This is a genomic window from Bacillus sp. FSL M8-0256, assembly GCF_038005765.1.
GTDB lineage: Bacteria > Bacillota > Bacilli > Bacillales > Bacillaceae > Bacillus > Bacillus safensis.
Map to the genome: position 1 here is coordinate 1,983,593 of NZ_JBBOTU010000001.1, position 14,133 is coordinate 1,997,725.

Annotated in this window: 10 protein-coding genes; 1 reads left to right on the plus strand and 9 read right to left on the minus strand. The window is 42.3% G+C overall.

Annotation, left to right across the window (positions count from 1 at the left end; genetic code table 11):
• Positions 1–7: 7 nt before the first annotated feature.
• From NSQ76_RS09980 to NSQ76_RS10020, 9 genes are all read right to left on the minus strand, one after another.
• A complete protein-coding gene (locus NSQ76_RS09980; RefSeq protein ID WP_122630967.1) occupies positions 8–568 on the minus strand; it encodes a CatB-related O-acetyltransferase in 561 nt (186 codons plus the stop codon).
• Positions 569–632: 64 nt separating this feature from the next.
• Positions 633–2,000: an MATE family efflux transporter gene (locus NSQ76_RS09985; RefSeq protein ID WP_034621398.1), complete on the minus strand. Its 1,368-nt coding sequence runs from the start codon at positions 1,998–2,000 to the stop codon at positions 633–635.
• A 25-nt stretch (positions 2,001–2,025) separates the two neighbouring features.
• Positions 2,026–3,510: a D-alanyl-D-alanine carboxypeptidase/D-alanyl-D-alanine endopeptidase gene (dacB, locus tag NSQ76_RS09990; RefSeq protein ID WP_224426457.1), complete on the minus strand. Its 1,485-nt coding sequence runs from the start codon at positions 3,508–3,510 to the stop codon at positions 2,026–2,028.
• Positions 3,511–3,636: 126 nt separating this feature from the next.
• The gene (locus tag NSQ76_RS09995; RefSeq protein ID WP_025093154.1) at positions 3,637–4,611 is read right to left on the minus strand and encodes a pectinesterase family protein; all 975 of its coding nucleotides are present in this window, start codon (positions 4,609–4,611) and stop codon (positions 3,637–3,639) included.
• Between the two features lie 88 nt (positions 4,612–4,699).
• Positions 4,700–5,440, minus strand: a complete 741-nt coding sequence (locus tag NSQ76_RS10000; RefSeq protein ID WP_417894470.1) for a DUF421 domain-containing protein — start codon at positions 5,438–5,440, stop codon at positions 4,700–4,702.
• 27 nt (positions 5,441–5,467) lie between these two features.
• Positions 5,468–5,791: a nitrite reductase small subunit NirD gene (gene nirD, locus NSQ76_RS10005; protein ID WP_024422642.1), complete on the minus strand. Its 324-nt coding sequence runs from the start codon at positions 5,789–5,791 to the stop codon at positions 5,468–5,470.
• Positions 5,792–5,814: 23 nt separating this feature from the next.
• Positions 5,815–8,226: a nitrite reductase large subunit NirB gene (nirB, locus tag NSQ76_RS10010; protein WP_268479300.1), complete on the minus strand. Its 2,412-nt coding sequence runs from the start codon at positions 8,224–8,226 to the stop codon at positions 5,815–5,817.
• Between the two features lie 69 nt (positions 8,227–8,295).
• The gene (gene nasC / locus NSQ76_RS10015; RefSeq protein ID WP_341053599.1) at positions 8,296–10,455 is read right to left on the minus strand and encodes an assimilatory nitrate reductase catalytic subunit NasC; all 2,160 of its coding nucleotides are present in this window, start codon (positions 10,453–10,455) and stop codon (positions 8,296–8,298) included.
• Complete coding sequence (locus tag NSQ76_RS10020) at positions 10,452–12,701, minus strand: FAD-dependent oxidoreductase (protein ID WP_341053602.1); 2,250 nt, start codon at positions 12,699–12,701, stop codon at positions 10,452–10,454. Before NSQ76_RS10020 ends, nasC begins: the two co-directional genes overlap by 4 nt.
• Positions 12,702–12,871: 170 nt before the next feature.
• On the opposite strand from NSQ76_RS10020, the gene NSQ76_RS10025 reads away from it, so the two are divergent.
• Complete coding sequence (locus tag NSQ76_RS10025) at positions 12,872–14,074, plus strand: nitrate/nitrite transporter (RefSeq protein ID WP_341053605.1); 1,203 nt, start codon at positions 12,872–12,874, stop codon at positions 14,072–14,074.
• The last annotated feature ends 59 nt before the right edge of the window (positions 14,075–14,133 follow it).

Here is a 14,133-nt window from a genome sequence, read left to right on the forward strand (position 1 = left end):
GGCTTTCTCAGCCTTTCTTTTTTATATCTTCTATTACAGTTATACAACGTTCAATATCATGAGATTGCAAAAGGTGAAATATAGATTGGATGATTGAAAACTCTAAATTCCACCATTCTAATAACTGCAGTTTTTCGATTATTTCGGATGAAAATCGATATTTCATGAGCTGCTGGGGATTTCCTGCGGCAATTGCATATGGCGGCACATCTTTTGTGATCACACTATTTGCCCCGATCACGGCCCCGTTTCCTATACATACTCCTGACATAATCGTCGCACCATATCCAATCCATACGTCATGTCCAATATGAACATCCCCCTTCGATTTGGGATGTCCTTTAATATGGGCAGCTTCTTTAAAAATTTGATTAAACGGATACGTTGTGACCCAATCAGTACGGTGTTCCCCGCCTAGAAAAATTTTCACTTCGTTTGCGATTGAACAAAACTTCCCAATATGTAATGTCGTTCCTTCCCCCCAAGTCAACACTTGGAAATCTGGCCCGGCATAAGAAAAGTCACCGATATTGTGCGAGCTCAGTTCACTTCTTTGATTCAAAAACATAGAAGATTCGGCCTCCTTAAAAGTGAGAGATCTTCGTATGTATATGCTACCTCACACCTTTACATTATGATTGAACAAGCGAGACAATTTGTTTTTTCTTCCATACGAGCTGATAGTAGCTGTATTGGAGGAGTAAGTTCACAAAAAAAGCAGCTGGGTAGCCAATCCATATTCCTTTAATGCCAAGAGATGTGTAGTGTGATAGCACATAAGCGACTGGTACTTCTACAAGCCAAATGGAACAAATACTAAAGATCGTCGGCCAAAGAACCGTCCCGCTTGCTCTCATTGTGGCTGCAACAATTTGAGCCGTTCCAAAAATGAGATAGCTCCATAGTGTAATGACGACCAAACTATAGGCAATGTCTATCGTCTTAGGATCTGTTAAAAAGATAGATAAAATCTGCGGTGCAAAAATATAAACGAAAATAATGATACATCCGCCTATGGCAAAGTTAAGACCTAACCCAATTTTAATGACATCTTTCAGTCGATTCATATTTCCTGCACCAATGAATTGTGCTGCAAAGATCGAGACCGCAATACCAAGACTCACTGCCGGCATCTGCACATAACTTACGACTTGATTGACAACACCATAGGCAGCTGTCGCCTGTGATCCATAATCGTTAACGAAAGAAATAACGGCAATTTCTGATAAAGAAATGAGGATCATATTAATGCTTGATGGGATACTAAGCTTTAATAACGTTTTTAATAGATCCCCTTTCATCAATAAATGCTTTCTCACCGATGAATCAATGCGAAGCGGGTGCTTTGTCTTATATAAGTAGATATGTAGAATGATAAACGTCACAATTGTTGAAATCACAGAAGCATACGCAGCGCCATATAAGCCGAACGCCGGCAGTCCCAGCCAGCCAAATAATAAAATGGGCAGCATCAAAATATTCGTTGCCGTACTAATCATTAAGAAATAAAAAGGTGTTTTCGAATCCCCTGTTCCCCTCAAGAAGGTCGTATAAACAAAATAAAGAAATAAGATCGGCATTGAGATGAATAGAATTCTGGCATATGCCGCACTTTCCTCCACGATATTAGCGGGTGTTCCCATGAGGTTTAAGATATCAGTTGCGAAAAAACCTCCAATGATCGCTAAAGATACTCCGATTAAAAAAGTGAATGAAAGCGTTGTGCCAATAATTTCTTTTAATTTCTGTTCATTTTTTGCTCCATACGCTTGTCCAATAAGGATCGAGCTTCCCGATCCAATGCCAATGGAAAAAGAAACGAGTAAAAAGAAAAGCGGAAAGAATGCAGAAATGGCAGCTACTGCATCCTCTCCAATCCATCTTCCGACAAGAACAATTGACACTAATTGTCCGATCGATTGCAAAATATTACTTAGCAAAAGCGGGATGAGAAAAATGGACATGGTTTTTACTAAAGATTGATTATTATCTAACGTCATGATGGTTCTCCTTCTCTCTCCAAATCTAAAGATTCTCAGCTAGTATGCTGACAATACGGTCTTCTATCTCTTTCCCTTTTTCGTCATCAACAAGGTGATTTAATAAAATGGAAAAAGCGAGCGTTTTTCCGCCCTGCGTGTCAATATATCCAGAAAGTGTGCTAACCGTTGTTAACGACCCTGTTTTTGCACGTACTTTTTCTAGTGTAGCTGGTTCCTTCAATCTGTTCCTTAACGTGCCCCCCACCATTCGTTCACTTGCCCCTGCTAAAGGGAGCGCATGTTCATAGGTTTTAAACCATTTTTCCTTTTGAATGTTTGTCAAAAATAAAGTGAACTGGTTAGCAGAGACAAGGTTAATAGGTGATATCCCCGATCCGTCACGCAGCACTGCAAGCGAAGGATCAACGCCAAACGCAGGAAGCCGTTCATTCATGACGTCCAGCCCAGCTTCAAAGCTCCCTTTGTTCTTCACTTTTTTGCCTAGTTCCTTTAGCAAAATTTCTGCATGGGTATTGTTGCTTAATTTCATCATAGGAACAAGCAGCTCTGATAATGGCATCGATGTATGGGAGGCAATTTTTTTGGCTTTTTTAGGAACTTGTTTTGATTTCAGCGGTCCCTTTACTTGAATCCCTTCCGCCTTTAACGCTCGTTTCATTAAGTCTAAAGCATAGGCGGCCGGATCCCATAAAGCTACCCATTGTTTAGATGAGCTTGCTTTAACCGGAATGGTTCCAGTCAACGTTATCTTGTTGGTTCCGTGAGAGCGCTTAAAAGAAATTTTCTTTTTTCCGCCTTCTGGAACTGTTTTCACTTGATTGATGACTTGAGCGACATCCGTCTTCGGGATCATATCATAGGCGGCTTTCTGTCCTGCTTTTTTTCCTGGTTTTACTTCGAGAATCACGGTCCCTGCATCATAATCTTGATTCGGTGAAGCCGTGAGAGCAGAAATTTGTGCCCCGTAATATTGATCCTCATCACTCCAAGGCAGGTCAATCGAGTATCTCGTGTCATCAAACCAAGTGTCATCTGCCGCAAGCTGTCCGCGAATGGTATGTATTCCGGCCTTTTTGACCTGTTTGGCGAGTGCTGCAAAATCCTCCTCTAATAAAGTTGGATCGCCGGTGCCACGAAGATAAAGGCTGCCATGTAGCGTTTTCTTTTGAATGGAACCATCCATCCAGATGTCTGTAGGGAATGTGTGTGTTTCTCCAAGTATATCAAGTGCGATGGCTGATGTGAGCAGTTTCATATTAGAAGCAGGAGTGAGACGAATATCGGCTTGATGTTCATAAAGAAGAGATGTGTCAGAAGTATCGCGGACGCTGATGCCAGAGATCGCGCCCTCTAAATCAGGTGCTGTTCGTATGAATTCGTCTAAAGCTGTGATCCAATGAAGGGAATCGTCACGAGCTTTGAGTTGTTCATCTTTCGCTGAAAAAGGGAGAAATAAAATCGACAGGATACATATTTGTAAAAACATGAGCTGTGAAAAACGCTTCACGCAATCCCTCCTTTTTGTTGCAGCCAATTTTAGAAGAATATGTTCATTATACACAAAAGAACGTTTGTTCTCAAAGGTTTTTTAAACAGAAAAGTCAGCTTTCTTTGACGAAAACTGACAAGCCCTTTACCTCTTTTCTGGATTCCAGCCATCGGCTCCGCCAAGAACAGCCTGAACTGTGATTTGACTTGCTTCATTTTGGGTTAAAATGGTTGACCATTTTACGCGGTTTGCTGGGCTGCTTCCTGCTCCTGTCGATCCAAATTCTTTGTACCTTGCCGTTCTTTCGTTGTCATGGTTATCCCAGTTATGCCATCCCTCGGCTTTTATATGGTCATCCATTTTTGTATGGAGGAATGTCACAGCCGAATAAGGTCTCCACGGACGTCCTAAATAAACCGATTGCGCAGCTGCCGTTCCCTTTTTCAACGTAGAATCTATGAATACATAGCCGTACCTTTGTGCTTCTGTTGTGGATGCTGCAGTAATATACCCATTTCCAAGACTTTTTATTTCAGCTCTTTTAAACACAGCTGTGGCTGATCCAAAAATAAAATCGACCGTGCCTTCAATATAGCAGTTTTCGTAATATTGCCTCCCTGTGCCTGTTGCATAAAGTGTATCTTGATAGCCTAACACACGTATTTGTTTGAACACAGCCCGGTCGCCAGACACATATAGCGCAACTGCCTGACCCGCATGTCTGCCAGCTGTATTTTGAAAAGTGATATTTTCTGCATAAAAATCGTTTGCACGAATCATTGTGCTTGAGCTGTTTGTTGTACTGCCGGTGCTTGCATTTGTATCATCATACGTAAGAATCGTCTTGTGCTGGTTTTCGCCAATAAAGGATACGTGTGGTTTATTTTGCGGAAGCAATATTTTTTCTTTATATACGCCATTTTTAATATAGATCGTTGCCGGTTGTTGATTGTTTGCTGGAATCGCATCAATGGCAGACTGAACGGTGCGGTATGTCCCGCTTCCCTTTTGATCAACAACAAGGACACGGTTATGCCCGGCTTCTGCTGCTTGAAGTGAAGCTGGGTCAAAAAGAAAGAAAGACAAGACCATGACCATCCATATGTTTCTAAATTTCATCACATATCTCCCCCTCATTTTGTGAACGTTTTCATCAAACATTCTTTTTGATCCTATTCCGTACACGCACAAAAAAACACCCACGTTTTTATGTTGTGGATGTTTTTTTAGACTTTTCATATTGCATCGCATAAATCCCTTCATTTTCAATCCATTCACAAAATAGAACGTCTCGATAAGAGGAAATATGCTTCTTTTTTAATTGCTCATTCAGCCAGGATTCATCAAAGCCGGCTTCTTGAAGATCTTTTTTTAAAATTTCGCCGTCAATAATAAACGTTCTAGGCAATTTCACTTCTTTTCCCTTCACGTTCACATCTTCGGCTGTGGCTGGGGCGTATTTCATTTTCGGAAGAACGCTGACAGAGCCGTCCGTTTCCAAAATAGCATATTCAATTTCATTCAGGGCAAAATGGCCTTTTGCGCGAACCAGTGTCTGCAGCTGATTGATATCAAGCATATTTTTCTTCAACCGGTTGTAGTGAATCTTCCCCTTATCAATCACAAGAGTAGGTCTTCCTTCTAAAAAAGCGCGAATGGATTTAAAGCGCTGTGAAAGCCATTCAACTGTATAAATGAGAACGCCCCATACTGCAACAGCAAATAAAATGTGCTGAATCCTGACTTCCGGATCAAAAATAGCGTTTCCGACCATTTCGCCTAAAATTAGTGCAGAAATGAAATCAAACGGTGTGATTTGTGCAAATTGTGTTTTCCCTAATAATTTTGTAATAAAAAATAAAGCGAAAAATCCGATTAAGAGTTCAATCAAAATATTAACGAACGGCACAAAAATTCCTTCCTTTCTTGCTGCATTTATATACAGCATATACATGAAAGGGAGGATCTAAACCATTTATGAAGGCAATAAAATAAAGACATTGTCCCCTTCAACGAATGTTTCATATGTTTTAACGCATCCGTGGTCTGGTGCTTGAACGTTTCCTGATGAAAGATCAATTTTCCAATCATGCATTGGACAGAAAACGTGATTGCCGCTGACCATGCCTTCAGCCAGAACGCCGCCTTTATGTGGACAGCGATTTTCAATGGCTTTGAACTGCTTATTAGAGGTTTGAAAAACAGCTAATTCAAGTGTACCGGCTTCAACTGTTTTCCCTAGCTGGAGCGGAAAATCTGATAGGGTGCCAATGTGAACTTTAACAACTGAAACTGTCATATGATCTCATCCCTTCAATTGATTTATACGGAAGCCGTCGCTTTTTGAAATAATTGTCTCGTGTCTTTTTGGCTCTCGCGAAGCTCCTGCCAAGGCTCTTCATATGTTGAAAGCGCAATGTTCATTCTTTCGATTAAGGCTGCTCGTTTTTCATCATCTAGGAGTACTGATTGAATATGCTCTAACCCAAGTCGCTCAACCCAAGCAGAGGTTCTTTCTAAATAATTTGCTGTTTCTCTGTAATATTGAAGGTATGCTGCGGCCATTTGCTCTACTTCTTCTGCTGTACTGACCTTCATTAATAAATCTCCAGCCCGCAGGTGTGTGCCGCCATTTCCGCCGGCGTACAATTCAAACCCTCCATCTATCCCCACGATACCGAGGTCTTTAATTCCGGACTCTGCACAGTTTCTCGGACAAGCAGAGACGGCCATTTTTACTTTATGAGGTGTCGCAAGACCTTCAAATTTCTTTTCAAGTGCAATTCCAAGAGCCATGGAATCCTGCGTGCCGAACCTGCAAAATTGTTCTCCAACACATGTTTTAACTGTTCTTAAAGATTTCCCATAAGCATAACCCGATGGCATATCTAGATCCGCCCACACTTTTGGTAAATCTTCTTTTTTGACACCTAGAAGGTCAATACGCTGACCGCCAGTCATTTTCACAAGCGGTATTTCATATTTGTCGACGACATCGGCTATTTTCCTCAAGTCATTTGCATTGGTGACGCCGCCGTACATTCGCGGAACAACTGAATAGGTACCATCGTTTTGAATATTGGCATGCATGCGTTCATTTACAAAGCGTGAGCTCTTTTCATCTTTGTATTCCAGTGGATAAAGCATGCCTAAATAATAATTCAGTGCAGGTCGGCATTTTGAACAGCCCTCTTCTGTATTCCAGTCAAGTACATTCATCACTTCTTTGACATGCTGCAAGCCTTTTTCTTTGATTTCATGAATGACTTCATCTCGTGAAAGAGTGGTGCAGGCGCAGATTGTTTCTTTTTGGGCTGTCCGGCTTGCATCCTCACCTAGCGTATACCATAGAATCTCTTCGACAACAGGCTGACAGCCTCCGCAAGATCGTGAGGCACTTGTACATTGCTTGACTTCCTGAAACGTTGTTAAGCCTTCTTTCTGAATGGCTTCTACAATTTGCCCTTTTGACACGCCATTACAGCCGCAAACGATATGGTCGTTTGCCATGCTGTCAATCGTGCTTTCTTGCGCCGGATCATTGGAGGTTAAGACAGATACCTTCTCCATATCCGACATATCTATTCCTTCTTTAATGTACGAGAATAAACGAGGTCCGTCGCTTGTTTCTCCAAACATGACGGCGCCTACTAATCGGTTTTGCTGGAAGACGAGTTTTTGATAGATGCCTTTTTGTTCGTCAAAAATTTTAATCGCCTTTTTCTCATCGTTTTCAACAAAATCACCAGCTGAAAATACATCAACTCCTGATACTTTCAGCTGTGTTGACAGAACAGAGCCTTCATATGGAGCAGGGTTCAAGCCGCATACATACTTGGCAAGTACAGCCGCTTGATCGTACAAAGGAGCAACTAATCCGTACGTTTGTCCCCTGTGTTCCACACATTCTCCGACGGCATAAATGCCCGGGACACTCGTTTCCATAAAATCATTGACGATAATCCCACGGTTCACTTCAAGCCCGCTTATTTCTGCAAGCATTTTACTCGGTTTAATTCCCGCAGCCATGACAACTAGGTCTGCCTCAAGTGTAGTGCCGTCTGAAAATGATAAACCTTCTACTCTTGTATCTCCTAAAATCTCATTTGTCTGTTTTCCAAGCAGGAATTTCATCCCCTGTTCTTCTAATGCTTTTTGAAGAAGCTGTCCTGCAATAGGGTCTAGCTGGCGTTCCATTAAATGAGAGCCGAGGTGAATGACATTCACTTCCATGCCTAAGTTTAATAAACCGCGTGCTGCTTCAAGCCCAAGGAGTCCGCCTCCGATGACTGCTGCTTTTTTGTACATAGTAGAGGCATTGACCATTTCCTCAGTGTCTTGCAATGTACGAAAAGCCGTTACGCCTTTTTTATCACTCCCTGGAATTGGCAGGATAAATGGAAGTGACCCTGTTGCTAAAATCAATCGGTCATAATATACGGTCCGTCCTTGATCACTGGTGACTGTTTGGTTCTCTGTATCGATCTTCACAATGGTCTCGTTTGTAAACAGCTGAATATCATGCTTTTGATACCAGTTCCAATCGTTTAACGTAATATCTTCGACTTTCGTATCCCCTTGAAGCACTTTCGATAAAAGAATTCGGTTATAGTTAGGATGCGGTTCAGTCCCAAATACCGTCATGTCGAATCGTTCGCCGTCTGTTTTTAAAATGTTTTCAAGGCTTCGAATGCCGGCCATACCGTTCCCTACTAATACGAGTTTTTCTTTCATGAAAAAACACCCCTCATGTGATCATTTTTTAGAAAGTACCACACTCTAAACATAGATGGAAAATACATGTTAAAATTTCTCACATAGTTTTTCATTCACGTAGGCTGACAGCTGTACAGGACAATATTTAAAGCCTGGCATTTTACTGTGCGGATCTAGTTGATCATCAATTAATTGATTAATTGATTGATGTTTGCTCCAGTGAAATGGAACAAATACGGTATCTGTTCGAATGGTGTCTGATATGCGGCATCTGATGATAACACTTCCTTTTTTTGACTTGATGGTCACGAGCTCCCCGTGCTGAAGTCCATACGTTTTCGCTGTATCAGGATGAAGCTCTGCATATGCTTCAAACTGTCTGGCAACAAGAGAGGTGCTCCTTCTTGTTTGAACGCCTGTTTGGTAATGAGCCATCACCCTGCCGGTCGTTAAATAAAGAGGGTATTCTTGACTGACGGGTTCCTTTGCAGCCTTTTTATCGTGTGTGACGACGGCAAACTTCGCTAAACTGTCAGAATGTGAGAATGCATGTTCAAATAATCTTTCAGTTCCCGGGTCTTCTAAATGAGTACAAGGCCACCTTATGCCTTGTTCCTTCCTCAGTCTTTCATAGGTTATGCCTGAATAATCAGCCTTTGCACCTTTCGTTACGGCTCTTAATTCCTCAAAGATCTCTTCTGCGGATGAAAAGGAAAAATGGCTGCCTTTGCCTAATACAGCTGCTATTTCACAAATGATTTGCCAATCGTGCTTTCTTTGGTGTTTAAGTGGATATGTTGCTTCTCTAAGCGTAACGCGCCCCTCTACGTTTGTCACGGTACCTTCATCCTCTAAATATGACGAAGTAGGTAAAATTACATCTGCCAGCGCAGCTGTCTCAGACATAAATAAATCAACGGCAACAAAAAAGGACAAGTTCTTGATGGCTTGCTGAATCAAGTGCGCGTTTGGCCCTGATTGGACAGGATTTGAGCACATTAAAAAGAGCGCTTTGATTTCACCTGCCTGCATTTTTTCAAACATTTCAAAAGCAGACACACCCTTTCCTGGGAGTTCTTTTTCATCAATGTTCCATCGTTCAGCCATTTCTTTTCTGTGAGCAGGGTTTGAGATATCTCGATATCCTGGAAGCTGATCTGCTTTTTGCCCATGCTCTCTTGCTCCCTGACCATTTCCCTGGCCGGTTATTGCGCCATAGCCGCATCCAAAGCGGCCAATCTTCCCAGTAACAAGCAGAATATTCAGGAAATTACGCACAGAGGCTGTACCGTCTATTTGCTGCTCAATGCCTCTTGCTGTAAAAATCATACCTGTCTTTTCTTGCGCGAATTTCCTTGCTATTTTCTGCATCACATCAATCGTCACGCCAGTTTGCTCAGCAATGTCTGGCAGGGAGATGCGTGAGATGTGCTCCTTTAGTTTTTGGAAACCTGATGTTCGTTGATGAATAAATGATTCATCGATTAAATGCTCATGCAGCATGATGTGCAATATGCCGTTTGCCAGTGCGGCATCAGACCCTGGTTTTAGGCTGACATGTAAATCGGCTAATTGGGCTGTCGGAGTTTTGCGCGGATCAATGACGATGAGAAATGCGCCATTGTTTTTTGCCTCTTCAATGTAGGGCAGGAAGGTTGGCTGACATTCCGCTATATTCGTTCCAACCAATATCAACACCCGTGCATGCTTGATGTCGCTTAAAGGAAAGGTCAGACCACGGTCAAGTCCGAATGTTTGATTTGCGGCAGTTGCTGCCGAAGACATACATAGTCTGCCGTTATAATCGATGTATTTCGTTTTCAGCGCCACTCTTGCAAATTTCCCGAGTAAGTACGCTTCCTCATTTGTAATTGATGCGCTTCCGTACACACTGATCACATCATGGCCATGCGACAGCTGAAGGGATTCTATGTTTGTTTTGATTTCTTCGAGAGCCTCCTGCCATGTCGCTTTTACAAATTGTCCGTTTCTTTTGATCAGCGGGTGATTCAGGCGATCTTTATGAAGCGCGTGCTGGTGGGCATGCTGTCCTTTCATACAAAGTCTTCCGTGCGTAGTTGGATTGTGTACACCAATCGTTTGGTAACGTGTTCGCCCTTCCACATGCTGCTCGATTAATTGCATTTTGCACTGCATACTGCAAAAAGGACATTGGGCTGGGAAGACGCGCTTTTGTTCTTCCTGCTTTGATTTTTGCTGGGCATATTGTAAAAAAGATTGACTCATACCTTCACATCCTTATGTCTTACATTTCCTTGTCTGCTTTGGTCAAATTGCGCACAGAGGTCTTCTCTTATTTCCTCATCAAGTAACTTTTCTCGAATAGAAATGTTCCCTTGCCGTGACAGCCAATCACCAATGGATTCTTGAAAATAAGCATTTTTTCTATACTCTTCAAGCAGCGCTTTTAAAAAAGGAATAAGCCCACTTGAATGAGCCAAGGTGTAAAAAAGCTGGCCTCCTATATAAATGTTCCATTCACCCAGCTGCTTTTTCAGACAGATATCATCAATTGGAGCAAGTTTACACGTGCAAGAAGCACCGGTGATATGAATGGAGGTGACAGCTGGTAAAAGTGTATCTTCCACTTGTCTTTCCAGCTCCATCACAAGTGACGTGACAGATGGATCGTCACAGTCGCATGAAAGAATATGAGATAGTCTTCTTTTCTCATTAGGCATAATTGGCCAATGATTTTTGACGATTTGTGCCGCCTGTTTTGACACACCGATGAGCCGTATTCGTTTATGCTTTGTCAGCTCTGCCTGCTCAATCAGCCTGTTCTCTAACAAAGACGTAATGATTTTCAAAAAATCCAGATCAAGCCGGCCTCCATATAATTGAGGAATCAACATGTCTTCCTGTTCAGCAGCGCCGATTTTTTCCACCGATCCTTGAAATTGCTCGAGATAGTATTGAATGGCCGGCCGGCAGATACCGCAGCCGTGATTCGTTTTCCATTGAAAATGTCTTCTTATTTCTTCAGCATTCACCTGCTGCTGCTTTTGAATAAACGAAAAAATGGTCTGCCCATCTGCTTCTGTACATGGACAAAAAAAGGCCTGCGATTCCGTTTGTTCATGTGATGGTAACTGGCAGCAAGCACGGACGAGCTCTTGACAGCCGCCGCACCCAGTTGCTGCTCCTGTCTTTTTTTTCACCTCGTCTAAGTTTGTCAGCTGATGAACCGAAATGCTTTTTAAAATCGTCCCTTTTGTAACGGTTTGACATTGGCAGACGAGGTCTTCCATTTTTAATGAATCTAGTGGGGATGATGGCTTTTCATGAAGGGCTTTCATGACCACACTTTTATCACGTCCCACTTTTACATCTTGCAAAAGCTGATCGGCATTCCCCAGCTCTCCGACGAATAAAATACCTGCCAGCGCCTGACGTTCAAAGACGAATTTTTTATACACCTCTTGCTCTTCATCTAAATAAGTCACAGCTGACATAAACGGAGAATGATGTTCAATACATCCAGCAGAATAAATCGGCAAATCAGGTACTTTTAATTTTGTTGAGTAAATGGGCTTTGGTGTATGTGTGATTTTTTCTCCTAAAAGATGCTTAGCGAGCACGCTTGCTTGTTCATAAATGGGCTGAACAAGGCCATGCACCATCCCTTGGTGCTCTGCACATTCTCCAATCGCATAAATATTCGGGATATTAGTCTCCATCACGTCATTGACAACAATGGCTTTTCTCGTGTGTATGCCATGATTCTCTGCAAGCTGTATATTCGGACGGATACCTGTTGTAAAAACAACAAGATCAGCATCCACGATGTCTCCATTTTTCAATAGAACGCCTTCTACCCTCTCACCGCCTAAGCATGCAATGGTATGGGCATTTGTTTTCACCTGAATGCCTTTTCTTATGAATTTTCGCTGTAATAATCCGGCTGCTGTTTCATCTAATTGGCGCTGCATCAGCCGCTCCGTATGATGAATGATGGTCGTTTCAAGCCCCGCCATCTGCAGACCGGCTGCTACCTCCACACCAAGCACGCCGCCTCCGATCACTGCTGCTTGTTGATAATGCACCGCATCCGCACAAATGGCCTCATAATCATCAATTGTCCGAAAAGCGTATATCCCTTTTTTGGACACACCCTGAATAGGAAGAAAATTCGGCGATGAACCCGTTGCAATGACGAGCTTGTCATAGGGGATTTCCCGGCGCGCATCTGTCATGACACACTTTCGATTTGTATCGATATGTACAACTGATTCTCCTTTGTACAATGTGATGTCATGTGCGGTGTACCATTCTTTTTCCTTTAGTTGAATTTCAGCTAATGATTCGCTTTTTTGTAAAATCGACGAAAGTTTTATGCGATTGTAGGCAGAGTGCTTCTCTTTTCCAATGACTGTTATGGCATAATGTTCTGGCTGCTTTTGAATGATCTCTTCGATACATTTCATACTCGCCATGCCGTTTCCGATAAACACAAGTTTGCGTTTTGCCATCTGAAATCAACCTTTCTAAGCCTCTTGCTCGAGCACATTGTATGGATTGATTATGGCACATACTTGTAAAAAAGTGTTTATTCATGTCAATTTTTCTCACATAATACTTTCATTACATAAGTGAACTCGCTATCTTTAAGTAAGAAAATTCAAAATGGAGGAGGCGTTTTATGAAACTCTCAGAATTAAAATCAAGTGGTCATCCTAAAACATTGTTTGGTTCCTTTTTATATTTTGATGTGAGCTTTATGATTTGGGTTTTGTTAGGGGCGCTGGGTGCTTTTATTGCACAAGATTTTGCTTTATCAACCGTAGAGAAAGGCATGATTGTGGCCATTCCAATTCTATCTGGTTCTTTTTTTCGGATTGTGCTTGGTTTATTCACCGATCGAATAGGACCTAAAAAGACTGCAGTGATAGGAATGCTTTTAACGACGATTCCGCTTATTTGGGGGTTTATCGCTGGTACAACCCTTTCAGAGCTCGTACTGATTGGGATTTTGCTTGGAGTAGCAGGAGCAAGTTTTGCTGTTGCTTTGCCAATGGCAAGCCGCTGGTATCCTCCTCACTTACAAGGAGTAGCCATGGGGATTGCAGGCGCCGGGAATAGTGGAACACTAATCTCCACCTTATTTGGTCCAAGGCTTGCGGAGATTTACGGGTGGCATGCCGTAATGGGGTTCTCTCTGCTTCCGTTAAGTCTTGTCTTTTTGTTTTTTATTTTCACTGCTAAAGATGCACCAAATCAGCCTGCTCCTCAGCCGATTCGGTCGTACTTTTCAGTATTTCAAGTGAAATCGACTTGGTTTTTCTGTTTGCTTTATGCGATCACATTCGGAGGGTTTGTCGGGCTTTCCAGTTTCCTCAGTATTTTCTTTGTGGATCAATATGGGGTTTCGAAGATTCATGCTGGTGATTTTGTGACACTTTGTGTGGCGGCAGGCAGCTTCTTTCGGCCTGTGGGCGGTCTCATTGCCGATAAAATAGGCGGAATGAAAGTACTGCTTGGATTATTCGGAATCATCGGCATCTGCTTAGGAGGCGTGAGCAGTCTTCCAGCTTTACCTGTGGTCATTGCGCTTTTATTTGTGGGGATGATGTGCCTTGGGATGGGAAATGGCGCTGTTTTTCAGCTGGTGCCTCAAGTATTTCATGAAGAAATTGGGATTGTGACCGGAATTGTTGGGGCTGCTGGAGGCATTGGCGGATTCTTTTTACCTAATATTCTTGGCAGTTTAAAAGAATTGACTGGCTCATATACGTTTGGCTTTTTGACCATTTCCCTTTTTGTTCTGATTGTCTTCCTCTGTTTAGTCGTATCGCAGCTTAAACGTAAAAAAGTGTTGATCAACCGTACCATTTCTGAATCATAAAAAGCCATGACCACACGTTGCACACGTTGGTCATGGCTTTTCTTTATATTGTAACACCC